Raw genomic sequence first — 23867 nt, 5'->3', positions numbered from 1 at the left:
TGTCCAACTTTATGGGGTCAGATCATTCCGCCGCAGAGGGGGCACGCAGGGATTCCCACCAAAAAGTTAAACTTTTTAGTGTATGGCTAAACGGTCTGCTAAAACCGACTGACGATGTAGGTCAGCAGTTGAATGATAAAATTAAGGTTGAAGTTAGTCAATCAAGCAATATTAAAAAAACAAGTAAAATCAAAGGTAGATATGCTATTTGTGGTAAATGCCCAATTGTATTGGGCATTATGATTGAATCAAAAACTATTATTTTTTATCTGGAAGGCTAGAAGTAAATGCCTCTTGAGGAATCGGTATCTTACGTGATTTAAATATTCTTTCAGATTCAGGTATTTGTTGCATTTGATCTTTCATCCACTCTTGAGACATAACGGGATGATTACTTAATTTTTTCATAGAGGCTTCAGGGTGGAATGGAACTTTAGCCACCTTTGCTGGGAATATCCCCAGTTTATTTAGTTCAGCCTCATAATGATTTTTAAGGTCTAGTGTGCTTTGTAGTTGTTCCTTGAGTGCTTTAATTTCATTTTGCAAATTAGAAATAATTGCATCCTGACCTAACTCTATTGGAGCTTTGATCGGTTTAGTATTTTTAAGTGCCTGAAGAGAAAGCTCTTCATCAATAATTCCTCTTTTTATTGGTATTAGCATCCCTGTTTTCTTTGCGTATGTAATTTGTGCTTGGGTATAACCATATTTATCACAGAAGTCAGTAATACGAATGTTGGTCATGAGCTTAAGAATTCCCAATTGATTGCGATGAAGTAATTATCTGATAATGTCTTTTATTATAAATTAGACATATAAAAATTATCTGATAATTATCTTATTCTAAATTATTTCAGATATATAACATCCTAATGAGAATCATGAAGCTCTTTAGAGTACACATGAAAAATGAATATTAAGCCTGCCATCGTGCAGGCTTTTTTATGCCCAAAATTTAGGAGTCAAGTCATGAGCTTGAATTGTCCCTTTTGTCATTCAACCGATATCATGATTGTTGAAGCGAATGCGCAACAAGCAAATTCAACATTATCAAATCTTGCATCACCCGCAGCTTTAGGGGCCTTAGGCACAACCGTTGCGAAGTCTTTGAATTTACCTCCCATCGTTGGAGGAATTGCAGGAACTGTACTTGGTGGTTTGTTTAATTCTTTTACAGAACAAAGCACACCTCCACAGCAAAGTTTGTGCTTCTGTCATAACTGCTACCAAAAATTTCCAACGCATCTTCTGCACTAAAGATCGTTGGTATTAACACAGAATCAAATTTCAAATTAAAAGGAATACAACCATGGCACATCAACTTGAACAAATGGCTTATGTCGGTGAAACCCCTTGGCATGGACTAGGAAATCAACTAAGTCAAAACCAACCGATTGAGGTCTGGGCACAGCAGGCAGGCATGGACTGGCGTATAGAGTCATCTAATGTCAGTTATATGGCACAGAATGAACGTGGACAAAGCATCATCATGCCGTATGCAGACCAGCGTGTACTGTATCGTTCTGATACTCATGCACCCTTGTCAGTGGTCAGTCAACGTTTTCAAGAAGTCCAACCTCGTGAGATCTTAGAGTTCTATCGTGATCTAACTGAACAATCAGGCTTTGAATTGGAAACCGCAGGCGTGCTTAAAGGTGGTAAGAAGTTCTGGGCGCTGGCACGTACAGGTCAATCTACTGCACTTAAAGGCAAGGATGTCAGTAATGGCTACATTCTTCTTGCAACCGCTTGTGATGGCACCTTGGCAACTACGGCACAATTCACTTCCATTCGTGTTGTCTGCAACAACACCTTGGCGATTGCTTTACGTGGTCAGAACAGTAGCGCAGGTGTAGTGAAAGTTCCGCATAGCACCAAGTTTGATGCAGATAAGGTCAAACAGCAATTGGGTATTTCAGTTCGTGCATGGGATGAACACATGTATGAGATGAAGCAGCTCAGTCAGCGTAAAGTCACCCAGTCTGAAGCCGCAGCCTATTTTGATGCGGTATTTAATAACACCACAATGAGTATTGCAGATCAGGAAGAAAATATTATTCAGTTCTACCGTGATGTTGCAACTCAGGCAGCAAAGGCAAATGCCAAGGAAAAAGCTGAGCCAAATGCCAAGGCGATGACTAAAGCAATGGAGATGTTTAATGGTCAGGGGCGTGGTGCAACACTTTCATCGTCTAAGGATACCGCTTACGGATTACTCTGTTCGATTACGGAGTTTATCGATCACGAGCGTCGTGCCATGAGTACAGATCATCGACTCGATTCAGCTTGGTTTGGTGCAGGAGCAGCGATCAAGCAGCGTGGACTAGAACAGGCTTTACGCATGGTGTCATAGCGTAGAAGGTTAAGTTTTTGCAATAGAAAGTTAGACCTATCCTTTCGATTCTAAAGATAAATTTACATTTTAAAAATAATTAAACCACATCTTCGGGTGTGGTTTTTTTATGCCCTTTATTTGCCACCATCCATATAAAATGAGGAAGCAAGCTATGAATACAGCAATATTAAACCCATCCATTCAACAAGCCAGCAAACCCTTTAATGCCCCAAAACTGTTTACAGCAAAACGCTTGGTCAATACTAAAAATATGACTCAATCTGACTGGCTTGAAGTTCGTCGCCAAGGTATTGGCAGTAGTGATTGTGCAGCAGCCTGTGGATTGAATCCCTATATGTCGATGCTCGAACTTTGGATGATCAAGACAGGGCGAGTCAAACAATCGATTGAAGATGAAAGTTCAGGTATCGCTCCACTCTATTGGGGTAAGCGGCTAGAACCATTGGTGGCTGAGTACTACAGCATGCATACCAATAACAAGGTACGCAGAATCAATGCAGTGCTTCAGCATCCAGATCCTGATAAGCATTTTATGCTTGCCAATCTGGATTACTCCGTTGTGGGTAGTGATGAAGTTCAAATTCTGGAATGCAAAACAGCAGGAGAGTACGGCGCAAAACTTTGGCGAGAGGGTGTGCCTTTATATGTCTTGTGTCAGGTACAACATCAATTGGCAGTGACAGGCAAACGAGCAGCACATGTTTGTGTGCTGATTTGTGGTCATGAAACCAAAATCTTCAAAGTGACGCGCTCCGAATCCGTGATCAAACATATCATCAATGCGGAACGTTACTTCTGGGATTGTGTGGAAAAAGATATGCCACCTGATGCAGATGCCAGTGAGTCCGCAGCCAAAGCCATACAGCAGCTCTATCCACAACATATTCCGTTGACTGTTGAAGACTTGAGTCATAACGAACAAGCCAATCAATTGTTTGCTCAACTGATTCAAGAAAAGCATCACATTGAGCAGCATCAAAATAACTTTGATGAAACTAAGCATCAAATCCAGATGTTGATGAAGGATGCTGAACGAGCAACCTTTGCCACTGGTTCAGTGACGTGGAAGAAATCCAAAGACTCAATCGGTTTAGACAGCAAAGCCTTACTCAAACTTCACCCAGAAATGCTTGAGCAGTTTCCGCAAAACAAAGCAGGGACACGACGTTTTCAGATCTATACCGATGACTGAATCCATCACATCAATATTTCCAGTCTTCAAAAAAGCGCAAAAAACCACCCCCGACCTACCGACTCCCGAAGGAGCGGTAGGCCAACAATGGCGGTCTTTGCATTTCATCTGATCTTTAAACGGTTTTGTATTTGCTTACATAACAAAGGGTCAATAGTAAAATTTTATTTAGAGGAAAATTATCATGATTAAAGGTCTAGCGATCACACCACCGATCCTTGGACGTATCAGTATTGGTAAAGTCGTTGAAAAGAACGGTAAGCGACTGCCTGAAAAGGACGACCAATTTACCATTACCAGCCAGATTCAAAGCAAGGAGGGGTGGATCAAGCATCCGCTTGATGAGCAATTACGCAGTAAAGCACCGAATCAAAAACTCCGTACCATTCCAGTACGGATGATCTTCAATGATCCTGATTTGAATCTTAGAGCTGAGTACACTTTGTTTGACCGACAGACTGGGCGACCTATCTGTGTCGGTAATGGTGAAACTTGCCAACGTTTAACTAATCAAGGCGTAGAGCAACATCCTTGTCCATCCCCTGATTTATGCTCATTGGCACAAGGAGGAAACTGCAAGCCCTATGGACGTTTACATGTCAATTTGGATGAAAGTGATGAACTCGGTACATTCATTTTTAGAACCACAGGTTTTAACAGTATCCGCACCTTGGCAGCACGGCTAAATTATTACCATGCAGCATCGAATGGATTGCTGTCATGTCTACCGTTACAACTGACCCTAAGAGGTAAGTCCACCATGCAAAGTTATCGAACTCCTGTGTATTACGTAGATTTGACACTCAAGGAGGGAGTCAGCCTGCAACAAGCGATTCAGACAGCTAAAGAGATTGATCAACAAAGCAAAGCGATGGGTTTTAATCAAATTGCATTAGATCAAATGGCGAGACAATGCTTTGCCATTGCACGATTTGAGGTGAATTCTGAGGAAGGATTCGATTTAGTAGAGGAGTATTATACGGATAATGTTGTTGAATCTGAGCAAGTACAGCCTGACACAAAAGCCAAGGTGAAGTCTAAATTTAATCAGGAGAAGGCTTTTGTGCAGGACATTCAGCAGGGGTTGCAGGGGAGTGTAAGTGCTGTGAATTAGTCCATTTTCTAAATTTAGTTTTGATAATTGTTGGAGAAATAAAACGTATTTATCAGATGATTAGATATTTCACATAAACCAAATCATTAGGATTAAAGAAGTCATTGCAGTTACGGGTATTAGCCGTTTAGTTATATATGAAAAACTTAATCCTCAATCTAAGTGTTACGATTCAACATTTCCCAAGCCAATTAAGTTGAGTGTGAATTGTGTTGGTTGGTCGGCATTTGAGGTAAATCAATGGATTGAGCGAAGGTTAGCAAGTCGATAGTTCGGGGGCGAAAGCTCCCAAATTTGAAGTAGTTTAGTTTTTTGCAAAAAAATAGATTTCATGTATATTGGAAAGAAATAAAATTTATAAATAATAGGGTTTTATATGACAGAGGAGCTGCCTGACAGTGCAATATCATCTTGGGGAGGCTTCGTCTATCAAGGAAAGATAGCACTTTTTCATTCTATTAAGCTTCTATTGGATGAAAGCTTCGAGGGGAAAGAAGTCAAGAAATTTGCTTTACAGTTGGATAGTACTGATGACTTTGCCATTTATTCGGATGGTATTGCAATATCGGTTCATCAAGTTAAGGCTAAGGCATCTCCTTATAGATCTGCATTTGAAAAAGCACTAAATAAGTCATCAAAAATATGTATAGATTGTTGTCCTAATACAAAAAGATACTTCCATATCGCTAATGAAATTGATGATTCTAGTGATTATGAAAATGAGAAAAAAGCAATAGTTGAATTTTATAAATATGATGAAGATTCTTATTGTAAATTAGATCGAATTGAGAGAGTAATTAAAGAAAAAATAGAAGAATATTTGAATAAGAATTCTTTGGAAAACTCTTTGCTACTTGTAGAGCAGAAATATCATTATTTATCAGAAATGATCACTTCAAAAGTTATTGAAATTCATTCCTTGATCCATCAGGGAACAAGTCAAAATAGAGCGGCTTATGAAAATACAATTGAAAGTGATTTAATTTTAGAAATTTTAATTACAGACTTTAATTTAGTACAGGATCTTCCATATGAGATGAGAAGATTGCGAAATCTTTTTGCTGATACTTTGGAAAATTATGTATGTGAGAGTAATGAATATTTTACAATACAACAAATAGGCTTATTTAATGAGGTTTTTAAGCATATTTATAAAATGGATGATGCCGAGTTAGAATATATAAAACAATCTATCCGCCTATCATCTTCTGATCAAATAAGGAATGATGATGTAAGTACTTATGCTGAAATCATTACCGATATCTCAGCTAATATTGTATTAGTTGACCTTCCTCATTATTCTAAAGATTCAAAAAAATACTTACCTACAGCCTTGAAGTTGCAAGATAGACGTGCTGAATCATTTAAAACTAAATTGATAGAACAACTTCGTAGTAATAATTTATTAGTAAAAATTTTATATGAGTATAATATTTTAATATCAGGTAGTGAGGTTCACAAAAATATTGAAATTAATGCTTATAATGACAGTGTGACACGAATCACTATCGATGAAAATAAAGCGGAAAATCATATATTGAAAGAGCTTCCTGTAAAAGTAATTTGTACACCTACAGCACAGGGCGAGTTGAATAATGCTTAAAAAAATTATGCACGAAGCTGTGATTGATTCAGGATTTATTTTGGAAAAATCGTTAGATAATACAGATTTTTTCATTAAAGAAAATGGTGAAGCTCAAAGGTACTTGATTGTACATGTCTTAGATCAATTATTATCTGTTGAAAGTATTCATGATCTCATTAATGAATCTCTTCCTGAAACATTGCAAAAACATCCTGCTTTTAAAAAAAATTGTGATTTAATTCTTATTTATAAAGTTGATTTTTTGAATGATTTTAATGGAATTGAAGAACAGATTTTAGAAATAGAGGAAAATCCGTATTATTTTAAAAAATATTTTTTCTATTATTCAGATGCTGAAGAAAAATTACTTCTTGGAAAGAATTATGGGGATTTTAAAAGTCAAATTAAGAAAATGGATGAGTTTGATGAGTACAAAAAAGACCCTCTAAAGCCTTCATTTCATAGCTTAGTTACAAGAGTGTTTATTAAATTTCCATTCTTAGAAATTCCGAAATTTAGTAAATCATTTCAAAATTTGTTTGATAGTGTAAGTGAAAAAGTAAATGTTGAAAATTTAGTCAAAACCTATGATTTTATTGGAAAATTTGAAGCAGATAATATTGATGAGGTTATAGCGGAGTTATTAAATGAAGAATTGGAAAATATCAAAGCTTCAGATTCAAGCATTTAAAGCATTTACAAATATAGAATTTGATTTCAAAAAGTCTTCATTGATTACTTTAGAAGGTCCAAATGGGTATGGAAAAACATCTACCTTTGATGCTATTGAATTGCTATTTACGGGGAAAATATCAAGAATATCTGATCTTTATAAGCTTGTGATGGTTGAGACAAAAAGGAAGTTTAAAGATAATTTATATTGGAATAAAAAAAATGGTGAGGTTGATTTAAAAATTAAAGTAGAGTTGATGAATGATCTTGATGATGAAAAACTTTTTTTTGTTAGAATGGGATTTGTTAATGATTTAAGAGTTGAAGTTAATAATAAAGCTAATAATTTTGATGTTTTTAGTTTATATAAATTGGATGATTTTAACTCTGAACCCAATGATAATAAGTTGGAAAATAATTTTTTTGAACAATTTTTTGGTGAAAGTTTTTGCTCTAACTATCCAATGTTAAATTATTTACACCAAGGTCAAAGTCAATTTATTTTTTCCAAAAAAATAACTGATCGTAAGAAAGCTCTAGAAGAACTAATAAAAACAACTGAAATAAAGAAGCGTATTGATATTTGTAATAAAATTGAAATTAGACTGACAAAACAGGAAAAATTACAAAAGGTAGAAATTGATGAGATAGGTGCTAAGTTAGAAAATATCTTGGGAAAAAATATTTCCGAAAGTGAATATGATGTTATATATAAAAAAATCTCCACACAAAGAACATCTCCTAAATGGGATGATGAAGAAATTTTTTTACAAGAGGCTGATGCAAACTATAATAAATTTATAAAAGAAATTGATTTATTAATAGAGTGTTGTAAAAGAAAAGAAGACATCCGCACAAGAAATGAAAATTCAGCTATTGAAAAGTTTATTGTCGATAATGATAGTTTATTGTTGTTACTTGTATCTATAGGGAAATATATAAGTAAGTTTGATACTCTCCAGTTGATGAATAAAAAACTCTTAGATATTGAACAAATTCTATTAATATTGGATAGAGATTTGAATACTATTTCTCAAGAGGAAATTGCAAAGTTAAGTTCTTTAGGAGTGAATCTTTCTGATAAACTTAAAGAAACTATTATTGAAAAAGATAAAAAATTAGTATTACTTTCAGAAAGAAAGGTGAAGTTGTTAGAACTCAATAAAATGCGAGAGGATTTATTTGAAAAACATAAACAAAGTTTTGGTGAAGATAGTACTATATGTGCTCTATGTGGGGTGGATTGGAAAAGTGTAGAAAAACTTATTGAAAATATAAGGTTGATTTCAGATGTGTATGTAAATGAAATTGGAAGTTCAACAGAAGATCTAAGTAAGATTTATCTGATGATTTTTTCTGAACTAACTTTGATTAAAGAATTATATATAAAAGAAAAAGATGTTTTATTAAAAGATTTTAATGTTGATTTATTCTCCCAATTAAATATAAACCAAAACTTTTTTGAAACCTTGAATAGTTTGAGTGCTCGTCTTGAGAAAATGGCTATAAGTTATTCTTCTGAATATACAAATGATGATATTGAATTGAAAATTAGGAAAGATAAAATTATTTCTAATATAAGAGGTTTAAAAAAAATAGAAGGTGATGTTCTACCTGTAGGATGGGAAGAGGCTATTAGTGTAACTTTTCAGAAGAATAAAGATTTTTATGATTTACTAGAAGATGATTTAAATCATAAGAAAAACTATGTAAATAAAAAATTTAAGGAATTTAAGGATGTTGAGCTTCAAAATACGAAAAAAATGTTAAAGGAAAAGAGTGATTTATATAATGCAAACTTAAATGCAAAAGCTAAAATAATTAGATTGAAAAAAATACTAACTGAAACTGAACGTGATTACTCTTCAAGAATTATCGCTAATATTGAATTAATATTTCATATCTATAGTGGACGCTTAATACAAAATTATCAACGTGGTCTAGGACTGTTCATAGACTATGCAGAAGGGCAGCAGATTCGCTTCTGTACTGCGGAAAGTTCTGACCATGATGCGACACTAGCAATGAGTTCTGGTCAATTGGCTGCATTGAGTCTAGCTTTTTTCTTATCATTAAATAGAGTTTATTCCGAGAACTCTTTAGTTTTAATTGATGATCCTGTGCAATCCTTAGATGAAATCAATATTGCATCTTTAACTGACTTATTACGTTGTGAGTTAAAAGATAGACAGTTAATCATTTCCTCACACGAAGATGATATTTCCAGATATATGAGATATCGCTTTGAACGGGCTGGTTTATCTCAGGTATGACGTACAGATCACATGCAGATCAACACTTCGGCAACATTCTTTTTCAGACATATTCCTGAGTTGGAAAATAACCCAAACTTCAAGTGTCCTGTAAAGCATATTAAACAGCTATCGGAGCAAGAAAAAACTGCTTTAAAGTATCAGATTGCGAAAGAAACCCAACAACATAAATTGCTAAAAGAGAATATATATAAGAGTCTGCAAGTGGATGAATCTTTTAGTGATATTCATATTGAACAAGTTCGTAAAAGCATTGACCTAAAGCAATGGCGTAGACCAGATGTATCTTCATTATATAAAAAGCAATTAGTTGTTTTTGAAGGACAACTTTCTACAACTTTTTTGAATGTGATTATTGATCGTAAGATTTTTTATCAAGATAACAATGCTTGCTTACTGTGGATTTTTAATCATTTTGAACCAACAGAAAAAGCGAAGAAGCAGTCAATGCAAGATATTTACTACAACAATAATGCAAATGCCTTTGTAGTGAATGATTCTACAGTCGCTCAATCAATTAAAACAAAAGTTTTTACTTTAGAGTGTCATTATTTAAAGCCTGAAATAAAGAATAATCAAATCATTAATCAGTGGAATACTGAGTTCGTCGAATTCCAAAACTTAGTCCAGAACGAAGCTACAAAGCAAATATACTTTTTTGATTATGAAGCTGAATATCAAAAGCTAAAGCAAAAATTAGGCTTACGACATAGTTATTTACAAGAGAGTAAGAATCAAAAAGATAAACTAAAAGTTCAGAAATATATCGAATCACTAGAACGGGTTGATCTTGATACAAAAGTTCCATCAAAAACTAAATCTGAATTATTGGTCGAGTTTACTAAACTATGGATAAAAACTCATTACCTTACCGACAATCAATTCAACTATGAGTGGTTTTCTATTCGTAAAGAGCTTGAGCTAATGGGAATTAGTACTCCTAAATATCTTTTACATGCGCCCTATAAAACAGTGGTTAACTCAATTTTAAGTGCAAAATTTGGCTATGCTGTAGGTAATAATATTAACGATATGATTAGTGTGGCTCATAACTTGATGGAACATCATCCAGCTTACATAAAGCATTTTATGCTTACTTTGAAAGTAACTGAAAAACCTAACTTATTGAATGAGAGAGATAGTTCGGGTAAATGGCAAGAACGCTATAAAAAATATACCCAACAGCCTGAAAGCACTAAGATATACAAGCATGATTTAAATCAATTTATTGAGTTTTTAGTGCCAGAGTTTGAGGGGCGGTTGATTTCTTGGGGGGAAAGTAGTGCATCTTATTCTAATGCACAATTTAGTGGAGTTAGCCAAAAATGAAATACCAACCGCCTTATACCATCACATCTAAAATCATTTACCTGATTGCTCAGATCAGTGAAAATATAGGGCGTTTGACTGTTTTAGAGGAAATTCAGGATAGATTAAAACTGCGAAAAGCCAATCGTATACGTACTATTCAAGGTTCACTTGCAATTGAAGGGAACACTTTAAGTACGAAACAGATCACGGCGATTCTAAATGGTAAGACCGTAATTGCACCTCCAAAAGAAGTTCAGGAAGTGCGTAATGCGATTAAAGCCTATGAAGCCTTTCAGCAGTGGCAACCAAGTCAAGAGTCGGACTTACTACAAGCTCATCAAATTTTAATGACAGGCTTGATTGATGAAGTTGGTCAGTATCGTCATGGTGGTGTCGGTGTAATGTCAGGTGATCGAGTGGTGCATATGGCTCCGCCTGCAAATCAAATTAATCGACTGATGGTTGACTTACTTGATTGGTTAAATGATAGCGAAGTGCATCCTCTTATCCAAAGTTCAGTATTTCACTATGAGTTTGAATTCATTCATCCATTTGCGGATGGCAATGGGCGCATGGGAAGGCTATGGCAAACTTTAATATTAAGCAGATGGAATCCAATCTTTGCTAATATTCCTGTTGAGAGTTTGATCTATCAAAATCAAAAAGCCTATTATGAAGCATTACAAGCAAGTACGGATCGAACAGATTCAGCACCTTTTATAGAATTTATTTTGCAGATGATTTTAGATGCAATTCTTAGTTCAACTGATACCGCTCAAGATAGCGGTCATGTTACCGCTCAAGCTTACGTACAAGTGAGCGATCAAGTTCAGCGTTTAATTTCAGCAATGAAGCTAGAAGACTACACTTTGGCTGAGTTGATGCAATTGGTTGGTTTAAACCATCGGGCAACATTCCAAAAGAATTATTTGAATCCAGCAATAGAAGCAGATTTGATTGAGCGTACTATTCCAGATAAGCCGAAAAGCCCTAAGCAAAGGTATCGTCTTAAATCATGATTTAGCTTGAAAAAATATTTAGTTACATTTTTACTTAAACAGTTAAACATGAATGAGAATTAAAAAGCGTAAAGTAAGTTTTAAATTAAATAATTGATTATTAATCAGTAACTTATACAAAATTTTTCTTGATTGTGCTATTGGGGTTTGGTAAAAATAAAATCATTACCAAGTGTGAGATCGGTGTGATGAGTACTTTTGAAATGCAAGGTCTAACATGGAAGGCAAGGTCAAAGTACCAACAAGATGCCATATTGATTGAAAATAAAGTTATTCAACATGATGGACTCATCACTAAACTATATAGCCATTCTGAAAAAGAACAGTGGTGTGTTGCTGTAGCGGATGGGATTAGCAATAGCCCAACAGCAGATAAAGCCTCATACGCGGTCTTAAAGGCTTTAACTCAAAATAGAGAATTAGACCAATATCAAACATCCGTTATTCAGCAGTATCTTGTTGATCAAGTAGCACATCAAAAAAATAGTTTTGGCGCAAGTTCAACTCTCGCACTCATTGAAAATGATGGCGAACAAGGCTTTGTGACCATTCAACATCTTGGCGATAGTCGAGTTTATTTGTTTAGCCAACATGATCAAAAGTGGCACTGCCTGACCAGAGATCACAATTATCTTGAACAGTTAAGAGAAAGTGGCGAGCTAAGAGCAGGAGAAAACTACGCCAGTATTTATGGTGCATTATTACAATACTTTTGTGCTGATCCTTTGCATGAAGTGATGGATTTTACAAGAACAGTAGAATATTTGACTGAGAATGATGCCTTATTGGTTTGTACAGATGGTGTACATGATGTGATGGAGTGTGGGGAATGGCTTCCTTTAAAAGCAGATATGGAGCTTCGAACATGGTTACTCAATATGAAAGCGTCATTAGTTTCAAAACAGGCGTATGACAATGTCAGCATGGTCTTAGTTCGAGCAAAAAAATTAATTCATTGAGAATGGGGAAATTATGCAATCAGATGATCTTTTTGAACGTGCCAAATTATTCACAGAGGAAGTGGGTGTCGTTTCGGTATCGAGTTTACAGCGTAAGTTTTTAATTGGACATACTCAGGCAGAACAACTGCTTAATGAGTTAATTGAAGAAAGTATTTGTGAAGCTACAAAAACTTTTGTTCTAGATTATGGGTATGGCTATAAATTGCATCAAGGTATGAACTAACAACTTTAACAATTAAAAAAATTTTATTTTTAGGATAGTTTTTTATGGCTCAGCATCAAGTTGATCAATTTAAGACAGGGATTTGGTCAGTAAATAATTTGTTATTAAGTTTAGATCAACTGAGTATTCCTGATTACCAACGTCCGTACAAGTGGACTGAAAAAAATTTAAATGCTCTCGTCAATGATATACAAGAACATAAAGATAAATCTGCATATCGATTGGGTACTATCGTATTACACCACGATAAAAATAATACGAGCCTTAAAAATATAAATATTGTGGATGGACAACAACGAACTTTAACTTTAATGCTGCTTGTTTGGGCGATTATTCAGAAGCCAGAATTAGATTTAGAACGAGAGGATCTGAAAACAGCTTTGAATGAAATATCGAATCAAATTAATGTCTTTATGGGTGTGCAAGAATTTAATAGTGATATTAGCCATTACAATATTTATCAGAACTTTAATGCCGCTAAACGGATCGTTTCAGTAAACTTTTCGGAACAAGATATTGATTTTTTACTCAATAATTGTCAGGTTGCGGTTTTTATTTTAGATGATGTTTCAGAGGCATTTCAGTTTTTTGATTCACAAAATGCACGTGGTCGTGATTTAGAACCGCATGATCTTTTAAAAGCCTATCATTTACGAGAATTTTCTACACAGGAGCAACACTTAAAAGCCCAAACTGTTGCACATTGGGAAAACTTACCTTCGAACGCTTTAGCAGCGTTATTCTCTAACTATCTTTTTCGTATTCGTTTTTGGTCAAGGGGAAAGTCAGCAAGATATTTCAATAAAGATCATGTGCATCTTTTTAAAGGTATTCATCTTGGACAATCAGACCATCATCCATATTTAGAACCATTACGCATAGCGCATTATTTTATTGATGACTATAACGCACAATATCAACGGCAAATAGATCGACAAGAAATGAGTTTTCCGTTTCAGTTAGATCAAATGATCATTAATGGTCGTCGATTTTTTGAAATGGTTGAGCACTATGAAAAACAGATTAGTAAAGTGGTGGATCATCAAGAACAGTCTGAGAAGGTTTCTATATTTGGTGCGGCACTACAGGATCGAGCAAATAGAATTATCAAAATATTGAATTCATATGATGCAAGAAATAGGGATGGGGATCGTTATGTGCGAACCTTGTTTGATTCTGCATTGATTTTTTATATCGATAAATTTGCTACAGATCGGTTATCAGAAGCGATTGAAAAGATTTTTATTTGGGCATATCGCTGTCGTATTAGTCAATATTCGGTGCAATTAGCAACGATAGATAATTATGTCTTAGAAAAGAACATATTTAGTTTACTGAAATATGCTCAATCACCAAGTGAACTCATCGGATGGTCACTCCCGGTAGTCGAGAAACAGGAAGGCACTAAAGTTGAGCCTTTGATCACTTTATTTAAAGAACTAAATTATCTCAAACAGGAAGATCAGAATGACAAATGAGTCAATCCAAGCGCTTAAGGTTCAAGCCCTGTTCGAGAATAAACAGACTTATATTATCCCGATGTATCAGCGTAATTATGCTTGGGGTGAGAAAGAAATTGATCAGTTAATTTTGGATATTCAAGATTATCAAAAGCAATCTGATCAGTTAAATCAAGGGCAGACTCAAGGAAGTAAAAAATATTATATTGGAACGTTGGTTGTTTTTGAGCGTAGCGATGGCACTTATGAAATTATCGATGGTCAGCAACGATTTACCACTTTAACCTTGTTAGCGATTTGCCTGAAACGATTATCCAAAGAAGAAAAAATTGTTCTTGATATGTCTTGGTTTAATCAATTCAATCTTGATTTTGAAAGTCGTCCAAAGTCTTCTTTAACCTTTCAGGCTTTACTTAGAGGCGATCATCTACAACATTTAAAATCATCCGAATATAACGCCGATTTAGTTCAGGGGTTTGAGTTGCTACAACGAGCAATCGAAAAAATCATCAATCAAGGCGGTTTGAGTGTTTTTTGCAAATATTTATTTGAAAATGTAGTCATCACACAAGTTTTAGTTCCGAAAGATACTGATCTCAATCATTATTTTGAGGTTATGAATAACCGTGGTGAACAATTAGAAAAGCATGAAATTTTAAAAGCGAGATTGATGAGCGTATTGAATCAAATCAAAGATGAAGCAGATAAAACATCAAGCATGACACTATTTACGAGTATTTGGAACGCGACTGCCAATATGGAGCGTTACGTTCAATATGGTTTTTCTACAATATATCGTGATGTGATTTTTGGAAAGGATTGGGGTGATTTTGTTCCTGAAAATGCTTCTAGCTTGCTCGAAATTTTTAGCAGAAATGTAGAATCAAAAGAACAAACAAGTTCGAAAAGCAATTTTAAATCTATTTCTGAAATGTTAAAACGAGTGCCTGAGCGTATTAAAAATAAAGATACAAAAGAAGAAAAGCCTGAACGATTCAACAGTATTATCAATTTTCCGAATTTCTTGTTACAGGTTTTACAAATTTGGCTAAGTCAAACGAACCGTAATGAAAAAGTGGCATTGGATGATAAGCAACTGATTGATCAATTTGAAAAATATATTCTGTTAAAAGGACAGGGAAACCAAGAGCATGAAAGGGTTATTGAGAATGTAAAAGGTTTTATGTTTACCCTGCTGAAGTGCAAATTTATATTTGATCAATACATAGTTAAGCGGGATTATTCTACGGATCATGATGATTGGAGTATAAAGCGGCTTAAACGATATAAAGATAGTAGTTCGTATGTGAATACATTGGATGGAGATAGTTCTGAAATTACCCAAAAAATTCTATTATTGATGACAGCATTTCATGTATCCACGCCTACCTTGTCTTATAAGTATTGGTTAAATGGTGTGCTGTATTGGCTTTATCAAAATACAGATAAATCTGAGTCTGACTATTTTAATGCATTACAACATTTAGCGAGAAAGTTTATTTTTCAGCGGTATCTAAATGAAAAACAGATTGATTATTTTGATTTGATTTATGGCAATCAGACAATTGATGATTTTAAAATTGATCAATCCAAACTAAGCTTTGGCAATATTGAAAATAATTTTGTCTTTAACTATTTGGATTTCTTGATTTATTGTGATGCAGAAAATAGCAATGATAAGGTAATCAAAAACTTTAAATTTACGCAACGGAGTTCGGTTGAGCATTTTTATGCACAACAGATAGAGGGAGAGCGTGATAAATTAGATCATGAAAATTTACATCGCTTTGGGAACTTGTGTCTCATTAGTTCAAGTAAAAATTCAAGCATAGGGAATCGCTTGCCAAGTGCTAAACGTGATTATTTTATGCCTGAGATAAGGAAGGGTAAAATTGATACCCTTAAATTGTATTTGATGATTCAAACGCTTGAAGAAGAAAAAGTTTGGAAAAAAGAACAAATCCTAGATCACGAGAAAAAGATGCTTGATTTGTTTGAGTTAGATTACCAAGACTTTGTGAAATGAGTGTTGGTGAATCTATTCAATAATTTGAATTGTGGATAAATCAAGACATATCCGCAATCAGTAAAATCCTATTCAAATCTGCTACAATTACGCCAATTTTGAATCCCCACTTTTTCAGTTTTAGTACATATTTAGAAATGTGTACATAACTGTGTACATATTGTAGATTTTTCTCATGTTTAAAGATCAATTAGCTAGAGAGGTAAAGGCTCGTAGAACCTTTGCTATTATTTCCCACCCCGATGCCGGTAAAACGACCATGACAGAGAAATTACTGTTATGGGGTAAAGCAATTCAGGTTGCAGGGATGGTAAAAAGCCGTAAATCTGACCGCGCAGCTACATCTGACTGGATGGAAATGGAAAAAGAGCGTGGAATTTCCATTACCACTTCTGTTATGCAGTTCCCTTATAAAGGTCACACTATTAACTTACTTGATACACCGGGGCATGAAGACTTCTCTGAAGATACTTATCGTACCCTAACTGCAGTTGACTCTGCATTAATGGTGATTGATGGTGCAAAAGGTGTCGAAGAACGTACCATCAAATTGATGGAAGTTTGTCGTATGCGTGACACTCCGATCATTTCATTTGTAAACAAGATGGACCGTGAGATTCGTGAACCACTTGAGTTACTGGATGAAATTGAGAATGTCCTCAATATTCGCTGTGTACCAATTACATGGCCATTAGGGATGGGGCGTGATTTTGCTGGTGTATACAACATTCTTGAAAACAAATTGTATGTCTACAAAGCAGGTTTTGGTTCAACTATTACAGATATTGAAGTACGCGATGGCTATGACCATGCAGATATCCGTGAAAAAGTAGGTGAGCTGGCTTGGGCGTCTTTTGAAGAGTCACTTGAGCTCGTACAAATGGCGAATGAGCCTTTGGACCGCGAATTATTTTTACAAGGTAAACAAACTCCAGTTCTATTTGGTACAGCATTAGGTAACTTTGGTGTTGACCACGTGTTAGATGCATTTATGAATTGGGCACCAGAACCTAAAGCACATCCAACCCAAGAGCGTGTTGTCGATGCGAAAGAAGAGGGTTTTTCTGGATTTGTCTTTAAAATTCAAGCAAACATGGATCCGAAGCACCGTGACCGTATTGCCTTTATGCGTATCTGTTCAGGCAAATACGAGAAAGGTTTGAAGATGAATCATGTACGTATTGGTAAAGATGTTCGTATTAGTGATGCATTGACATTCCTTGCGGGTGAGCGTGAACATCTAGAAGAAGCGTGGCCAGGTGATATTATTGGTTTGCATAACCACGGCACAATTCAAATTGGTGATACTTTCACAAGTGGTGAAAATCTACATTTCACAGGTATTCCTCACTTCGCACCAGAGATGTTCCGTCGAGTGCGTTTGAAAGATCCATTAAAGTCAAAACAATTGCAAAAAGGTTTGAAAGAGTTGTCTGAAGAAGGCGCAACTCAGGTATTTATGCCACAAATTAGCAATGACTTGATTGTGGGCGCAGTTGGTGTGCTTCAGTTTGATGTGGTTGCTTACCGTCTGAAAGAAGAATATAAAGTTGACTGCGTGTATGAGCCTGTAAGTGTTAATACGGTTCGTTGGATTCATTGTGATGATGATAAGATTCTCAATGAATTTAAGAAAAAAGCACATGATCAGCTTTCTATCGATGGTGGCGGTCACTTAACTTATCTTGCGCCAAGTCGTGTCAACTTGCAGATTATGCAAGAGCGTTGGCCTGATATTCAGTTCCGTAACACGCGTGAACACTAATCTTTAAGATTTGACAGACAGCTTCGAACAGAAGCTGTTTTGTTTTGAAAAATAAGAAAGGATGATGAAATGAATTTGAATAGAAAGACAGTTATTGCACTTTTAGTTGCGGTAATCATATTACTTTTAGCTATTTGCCTTTTTGTCTGGAAAAGCTTTCAACCTTCATCATCTTCTCAAATGAAATCGGCTTCTACCCAAAATCAAAATATAGAGAAAGCGGAAGTACTACCATTTCTAAACTTGCAACAAGTAAAAGCTGATTATGCTTTGCCATTTTGTGAGAAGAAAAATTGTATTGATGTCGATATTCAAACAATAAAGACTCAAGATGCATGGCTAAATGAATGGATCGCGAAAAGTCAGGCTAAAGTAATTCAAGATCAAATTGATTTGAAAAAAGACTTAAGTTTGCAGCAAGCCGTTAATGCTTATGTTAAAAAGTCTGATGAATGGCAAGATAAATATTCAAAGAATCGGGCTTATGAATTGCATCTTCATACCCGTATTGCATCGCAGCGTAACCAATATGTTTTATTGCAATTAGGACTTGATACCAAGCAGGAAGAGCTCACGATTAAAGACCGTTATTACTTTTTTGTGGCCGACCGCAAGCTGCATAAGAGCTTAACTTTGTTAGATGTTTTGAAAAAAGATCAACAAACTACTGTGCATCAAATGGTGCAGGTGGCCTATCAAGACTGGTTAAAAAAGCAGACTGCTGACATAAAGAAAGAAGCACCAAAAACTTTATATTGGGGACAGGCAGATTGGTTCTTTGATGGTGAAGGGGTTGGCTTACATTATCAGGCAAACCAGATTACTAAAGAAGCTCCACAGCTCGATATTTATTTATCTAAAGAACAGACCAAAAAAATATTACAACCCGAGGTTTATGAACAAATGTTTTAAGATGGTAGCAGAATTTGCAACCTCTATTTATATGCGCTAATTTCTTAGAAAGGCATAGCGTAATCTCCTTAGAATAAAAGGCAAAATATGATGTTATCTTCTAAAGCTTCACTACGATTAACTTTGCTTGCTTCTGCTATATTTTTGGCAGCATGCCAACCTAAAGCTGATCCTAAAGATTCTCAAGAGCAGCAGAAATCAACTGTTCAAGAACAAAAGCCAGTAGAGTTGACTTTGAAGGGTGAAACAATTCTTAGTAAGGTGGTTTTACCTGATTGTGATGGTAAAACTTGTCCAGAATTCACGGTAGAGCGCTTACAGAGTAATTTTCCTTTTATTGACAAAATTATAGATCAACAAATCTTAAGTACACTAAATCAAATTTTAGAAATTGCTGAACCTGATGCTAAGGGCACGCAAGCGGAACAAAAAGCAGAAGCTTCGGCGGTAGCGGGTGCAGAGCAAAAAAATAGCTTTGATGCACAGGTGCAGCGCTATGCAAATTCATTTATTGATCTAGATAATGAATTAAAAGCTTTAAGTAGTAATCATCAGATTAATCTTTTAGTTAAACCTAAGATTTTGCAGGCTCAAGGTAAAGTTGTAACTGTAGTGCTTAATAGTAGTAGCTATTTAGGAGGGGCTCATGGCTCTGCTGCACAGCATTATTATAATTTTGATTTAAAAGAGCAAAAACAAATTAAGCTTGAAGATTTATTACGTCCTCAACAAAAAGCAACTTTAGAGAAGTTAGCCCATGAAGCCTTTAAGACATGGGTGACGGACTCTAAATTGGCTGATAATGTTGCTGACTATGAACAAGCATGGCCATTTAAATTATCTAATAACTTCTTGTTGGGTGAGCAAGGTTTAATCCTTCAATACGGTGAGTATGAAATTGGACCATATGTGGTTGGACTCCCTCGATTAGTCATCCCTTATGACCAATTGCAAGATGTATTGAAAGAAGAATATTTGCCACAGCCTAAAGCCAAACCAGCTTCGGCACCAGTTGCAAAAAGTGCTGGCTAATGAATTTGTTTGATACCCATACCCATTTCGATGTTGCCGATTTTGATGAAGATCGGCAGCAATTAGCACTCGAGGCTAAAAAAGTGGGTGTAGATGCTTTGGTTTTAATTGGCTTTCTACAGTCACGTTTTGATGACTTGGTGCAGACTCATCATCAGTTAAAAAGTTGGGAAAATGTGCCTACTTCTTATTTAGCACCAGGCTTACACCCGTTTTATATTGAACAGCATCAACCAGAGCATCTTTCTCATCTTGAACAAATCTTGCAGCAAGAAAACTGCGTGGCTGTAGGTGAAATTGGCTTAGATACTTTCTTGAAAGAACATAAGCAGCCAGATGTATATGCAAAGCAAAAACAATATTTTGCAGATCAGTTAGAGCTGGCAACCCGATACCAAAAACCAGTGTTACTCCACATTCGAAAAGCGCATGGTGATGTGCTTGCTATATTAAAAGCTCAAAAATTTAAATTGGGTGGTATTGCTCATGCCTTTAGTGGTGGGGTAGAAGAGGCAAAGGGTCTTATTAAGCTAGGTTTTAAAATTGGTGTGACGGGGCAGATTACCAATCCGAATGCAAAAAAACTTCATACTGTTGTGCAGGCTATAGGTGCAGAGCACTTGGTGATTGAAACAGATTGTCCAGATATGACACCGCTTTGCTGTCAAACCTCAACAGAACAGCGGACTCGTAATACCCCTGTCAATTTGCCTTACGTTCTACAAAGTTTGGCTGAGAATTTAAATATGCCAGAGCCAGATTTGGCTGAGTTGCTGTGGAAAAACTCTCTCACTACATTGAAATTATCGTAATAAAAATCAAAGATTAAAAATATTAACTAAAACAAAACACAGCGATTAAAAAAGAAGCTTAAAGTAAGAAAACAACATGTAAAAACGTGAAAAATAACATTGCCAGACGTGGGAGGATAACCCAATGGCTAAGTATAGCAATATCAATAGTTTTAATGCTTTACAGACGCTAACAGTAGGTTCCAGCAATTATCAGATTTTTAGCTTAGCCCAAGCAGAGAAAACGCTAGGGGATATTGCCAAACTGCCGAAATCTTTAAAAGTATTATTGGAAAACTTATTACGGTTTGAAGATCAGCATAGCGTTAAAACGGAACACATCCATGCTTTAGCAGAATGGCTAAAAACCCGTACCTCAGATCAAGAAATTCAATATCGACCTGCACGGGTTTTAATGCAAGATTTTACGGGTGTACCAGCAGTTGTTGATTTAGCTGCAATGCGAGCAGCGATGGCACAAGCGGGTGGTGACCCTGAAAAAATTAATCCATTATCTCCTGTAGACTTAGTCATTGACCATTCTGTCATGGTTGATTATTTTGCCGATGATCAGGCGTTTGAAGAAAACGTACAAATCGAGATGCAGCGTAATGGTGAGCGATATCAATTTTTACGTTGGGGACAGTCTGCATTTAATAACTTTAGTGTAGTGCCACCGGGTACGGGGATTTGCCATCAGGTCAATTTAGAATATTTGGCTCAAGCGGTGTGGCTAGGTGAAGATAATGGACAAACCTTTGCTTTCCCTGACACCTTAGTGGGTACAGACTCACATACCACCATGATTAATGGTTTAGGTGTTTTAGGTTGGGGTGTGGGCGGAATTGAGGCCGAAGCGGCTATGTTGGGCCAACCGATTTCGATGCTTATTCCTGAGGTCATTGGTTTTAAACTCACAGGAAAATTACCAGAAGGGATTACGGCAACTGATTTGGTGCTGACCATTACTCAAATGCTTCGTCAGAAAGGTGTAGTGGGTAAATTTGTAGAGTTCTATGGAGATGGTTTAGCCGATTTACCACTGGCTGACCGAGCGACCATTGCCAACATGGCACCAGAGTATGGTGCGACTTGTGGTTTCTTCCCAATTGATGAAGTGACTTTGGGTTATTTGAAATTAACCGGCCGTCAAAGTGATCGTATTGAACTGGTAGAAGCGTATAGCAAAGCGCAAGGTTTATGGCGTAATGCGGGTGATGAACCTGTTTTCACCGATACTTTAAGTCTTGATATGAGTACAGTTCAGGCAAGTTTGGCAGGACCAAAACGCCCTCAAGACCGTGTGCTTTTATCAGAAGTACCGAAAACCTTTAATGCCCTTATGGAGTTAACATTAAAACCTGCCAAAGAAGCTAAAGAGCGTTTGGAAAATGAAGGTGGTGGCGGTACGGCTGTCGAGGCAAAAAAAGCAAATATCCAACATGAAAGTCCTTCTTGCGTGATTGAAGGAAAAACTTATCCATTAAATCATGGTGATGTTGTTATTTCAGCGATTACCTCATGTACTAATACTTCTAACCCGAGTGTAATGCTAGCAGCAGGCCTGCTTGCAAAAAAAGCAATTGAAAAAGGTTTGCAGCGTAAACCGTGGGTGAAGAGCTCTCTTGCACCAGGTTCTAAAGTCGTGACTGACTATTTGCTGGCTGCTGGGCTTACGCCGTATTTAGATGAGTTGGGCTATAACTTGGTAGGATATGGTTGTACGACTTGTATTGGTAACTCAGGTCCACTACCTGAGCCAGTGGAAGATGCAATTCAATGCCATGACTTGAATGTTGCCTCTGTACTTTCTGGTAACCGTAACTTTGAAGGACGCGTACATCCATTGGTTAAAACCAACTGGCTTGCTTCACCACCACTTGTAGTTGCTTATGGTTTAGTTGGGAATATTCGTACCGACTTAACGACTCAACCAATCGGGCAAGGTAAAGACGGGCAGCCTGTTTACTTAAAAGATATCTGGCCAAGTCAGGCAGAAATTGATGCCGTGCTGCAAAAAGTAAATACCGACATGTTCCACAAAGAATATGCTGCAGTGTTTGATGGAGATGAAAGCTGGCAATCGATTCAGATTCCAAAAAGTAAAACTTACGAATGGGCTGATGACTCGACTTATATCCGTCATCCGCCATTCTTTGAAGGAATTGGTGAGCCACCCAAACCGATTAAAAATATTGAACAGGCACGTATTTTGGCAGTGCTTGGTGACTCGGTAACGACTGACCATATTTCACCGGCTGGTAATATCAAAAAAGACAGCCCAGCAGGTCGATACTTACAAGAGCAAGGTGTTGAGCCAAAAGACTTTAATTCCTATGGTTCTCGACGTGGTAATCATGAGGTTATGATGCGAGGCACCTTTGCCAACATTCGTATTAAGAACGAAATGCTTGGTGGTGAAGAGGGTGGTAATACCATTCATGTGCCAAGTGGTGAAAAGCTCGCTATTTATGATGCGGCGATGCGTTACCAACAAGAAGATACACCACTTGTAATTATTGCTGGCAAAGAATATGGAACTGGTTCTTCACGTGACTGGGCTGCCAAAGGAACGAACTTGTTAGGTGTCAAAGCAGTCATTGCTGAAAGTTTTGAACGTATTCATCGTTCAAACTTGGTGGGTATGGGCGTGTTGCCATTACAGTTTGTTGATGGGCAAACTCGACAATCTCTCAACTTAACTGGTCATGAGGTGATATCAATTCGAGGTTTGTCTGATGGCGTTCAGCCTCATCAAACTCTTGAAGTTGATGTCAAAGGACCAAATGGAGTAGCGAGCCATTTTAATGTGTTATGTCGAATTGATACGTTAAATGAGGTCGAGTACTTTAAGGCGGGTGGTATTTTGCATTATGTACTGCGGAATTTGATTGCTTCATAAATTGGCTAAGCTTGTACAGCCTTGTAATGAATATGAATGAGCTAATGTTGGGTATATAGTCATATCCTTACTTTTTAAGGATAATGAGCTGTGACTAAAACAGCGCAAGGCAAAAATCCTTTGTCGGGCTGACGGTATGTCCTTATACCGCAGCCCAACTGGGCGGCATCCATGCCGCCTGTCACACTAGTAATCAATAGTTTAAATCTTAAGCCGTATAATTTGATTAATAATCATAAGACTTGTCGTGAGTTTAAATATTACAGTCTCAA

At 36.4% G+C, this 23867-nt stretch carries 20 protein-coding genes and 1 pseudogene; 20 read left to right on the top strand and 1 reads right to left on the bottom strand.

Annotated features, from left to right (window positions below; translation table 11 throughout):
• The coding region (locus B806_RS19880; protein ID WP_171061156.1) for a hypothetical protein at positions 1-281 on the top strand (281 nt) is incomplete at its 5' end.
• On the opposite strand, the gene B806_RS0105680 is transcribed toward B806_RS19880, so the two are convergent.
• Positions 259-744 (bottom strand): hypothetical protein, encoded by a 486-nt coding sequence (locus tag B806_RS0105680; protein WP_016654407.1) that lies wholly within the window; start codon positions 742-744, stop codon positions 259-261. The two genes, B806_RS19880 and B806_RS0105680, sit on opposite strands and share 23 nt — an antisense overlap.
• A gap of 225 nt (positions 745-969) precedes the next feature.
• On the opposite strand from B806_RS0105680, the gene B806_RS0105675 reads away from it, so the two are divergent.
• From B806_RS0105675 to acnA, 19 genes and pseudogenes are all read left to right on the top strand, one after another.
• The gene (locus B806_RS0105675; protein ID WP_016654406.1) at positions 970-1257 is read left to right on the top strand and encodes a hypothetical protein; all 288 of its coding nucleotides are present in this window, start codon (positions 970-972) and stop codon (positions 1255-1257) included.
• A gap of 52 nt (positions 1258-1309) precedes the next feature.
• Positions 1310-2353 carry a DUF932 domain-containing protein gene (locus B806_RS0105670; protein ID WP_016654405.1) on the top strand — a complete coding sequence of 348 codons (1044 nt, stop codon included), beginning with the start codon at positions 1310-1312 and terminating at the stop codon, positions 2351-2353.
• Positions 2354-2507: 154 nt separating this feature from the next.
• On the top strand, positions 2508-3548 hold the full coding sequence (locus tag B806_RS0105665) for a lambda-exonuclease family protein (RefSeq protein WP_016654404.1): 1041 nt from the start codon (positions 2508-2510) through the stop codon (positions 3546-3548).
• A 184-nt stretch (positions 3549-3732) separates the two neighbouring features.
• Complete coding sequence (locus B806_RS0105660; RefSeq protein ID WP_017402750.1) at positions 3733-4662, top strand: hypothetical protein; 930 nt, start codon at positions 3733-3735, stop codon at positions 4660-4662.
• Positions 4663-4726: 64 nt separating this feature from the next.
• Entirely contained in the window at positions 4727-4933 is a 207-nt protein-coding gene (locus tag B806_RS19270) for an AlpA family transcriptional regulator (protein ID WP_079381130.1), read from the top strand.
• A gap of 105 nt (positions 4934-5038) precedes the next feature.
• Positions 5039-6265: an ABC-three component system protein gene (locus tag B806_RS0105655; RefSeq protein ID WP_017402749.1), complete on the top strand. Its 1227-nt coding sequence runs from the start codon at positions 5039-5041 to the stop codon at positions 6263-6265.
• Positions 6258-6938: an ABC-three component system middle component 1 gene (locus B806_RS0105650; protein ID WP_016654400.1), complete on the top strand. Its 681-nt coding sequence runs from the start codon at positions 6258-6260 to the stop codon at positions 6936-6938. The genes B806_RS0105655 and B806_RS0105650 overlap by 8 nt, the downstream gene beginning before the upstream one ends.
• Positions 6895-9192, top strand: coding sequence for an AAA family ATPase (locus tag B806_RS0105645; protein WP_017402748.1), 2298 nt, complete (start codon positions 6895-6897; stop codon positions 9190-9192). Before B806_RS0105650 ends, B806_RS0105645 begins: the two co-directional genes overlap by 44 nt.
• Positions 9193-10521 (top strand): annotated as a pseudogene (locus B806_RS0105640) (DUF6035 family protein); the annotation flags it as partial.
• Positions 10518-11522, top strand: coding sequence for a Fic family protein (locus B806_RS0105635; RefSeq protein WP_000877142.1), 1005 nt, complete (start codon positions 10518-10520; stop codon positions 11520-11522). The pseudogene B806_RS0105640 and the gene B806_RS0105635, both read left to right, overlap by 4 nt.
• A gap of 188 nt (positions 11523-11710) precedes the next feature.
• Positions 11711-12481 carry a protein phosphatase 2C domain-containing protein gene (locus tag B806_RS0105630; protein ID WP_025466672.1) on the top strand — a complete coding sequence of 257 codons (771 nt, stop codon included), beginning with the start codon at positions 11711-11713 and terminating at the stop codon, positions 12479-12481.
• Between the two features lie 13 nt (positions 12482-12494).
• Positions 12495-12707, top strand: coding sequence for a DNA translocase FtsK (locus tag B806_RS0105625; RefSeq protein WP_016803815.1), 213 nt, complete (start codon positions 12495-12497; stop codon positions 12705-12707).
• A 44-nt stretch (positions 12708-12751) separates the two neighbouring features.
• Complete coding sequence (locus B806_RS0105620; RefSeq protein WP_017402745.1) at positions 12752-14185, top strand: DUF262 domain-containing protein; 1434 nt, start codon at positions 12752-12754, stop codon at positions 14183-14185.
• Positions 14175-16193 carry a DUF262 domain-containing protein gene (locus B806_RS0105615; protein ID WP_017402744.1) on the top strand — a complete coding sequence of 673 codons (2019 nt, stop codon included), beginning with the start codon at positions 14175-14177 and terminating at the stop codon, positions 16191-16193. Before B806_RS0105620 ends, B806_RS0105615 begins: the two co-directional genes overlap by 11 nt.
• A 175-nt stretch (positions 16194-16368) precedes the next feature.
• Positions 16369-17958 carry a peptide chain release factor 3 gene (locus B806_RS0105610; protein ID WP_017402743.1) on the top strand — a complete coding sequence of 530 codons (1590 nt, stop codon included), beginning with the start codon at positions 16369-16371 and terminating at the stop codon, positions 17956-17958.
• A 69-nt stretch (positions 17959-18027) separates the two neighbouring features.
• Positions 18028-18870 carry a hypothetical protein gene (locus B806_RS0105605; RefSeq protein ID WP_017386620.1) on the top strand — a complete coding sequence of 281 codons (843 nt, stop codon included), beginning with the start codon at positions 18028-18030 and terminating at the stop codon, positions 18868-18870.
• 90 nt (positions 18871-18960) lie between these two features.
• Positions 18961-19902, top strand: a complete 942-nt coding sequence (locus B806_RS0105600) for an RsiV family protein (RefSeq protein WP_017386619.1) — start codon at positions 18961-18963, stop codon at positions 19900-19902.
• Entirely contained in the window at positions 19902-20714 is an 813-nt protein-coding gene (locus B806_RS0105595; RefSeq protein WP_017386618.1) for a TatD family hydrolase, read from the top strand. The genes B806_RS0105600 and B806_RS0105595 overlap by 1 nt, the downstream gene beginning before the upstream one ends.
• A 124-nt stretch (positions 20715-20838) precedes the next feature.
• Positions 20839-23595 carry an aconitate hydratase AcnA gene (gene acnA, locus B806_RS0105590; protein WP_017386617.1) on the top strand — a complete coding sequence of 919 codons (2757 nt, stop codon included), beginning with the start codon at positions 20839-20841 and terminating at the stop codon, positions 23593-23595.
• Positions 23596-23867 lie beyond the last annotated feature (272 nt).

Origin of the sequence: Acinetobacter sp. TG2027, from assembly GCF_000302435.1 — a bacterium.
In the GTDB taxonomy this organism is placed as follows: domain Bacteria; phylum Pseudomonadota; class Gammaproteobacteria; order Pseudomonadales; family Moraxellaceae; genus Acinetobacter; species Acinetobacter pittii.
Note: the sequence above shows the minus strand (reverse complement) of the source record. Positions and strands in the feature narration are given on the sequence as shown.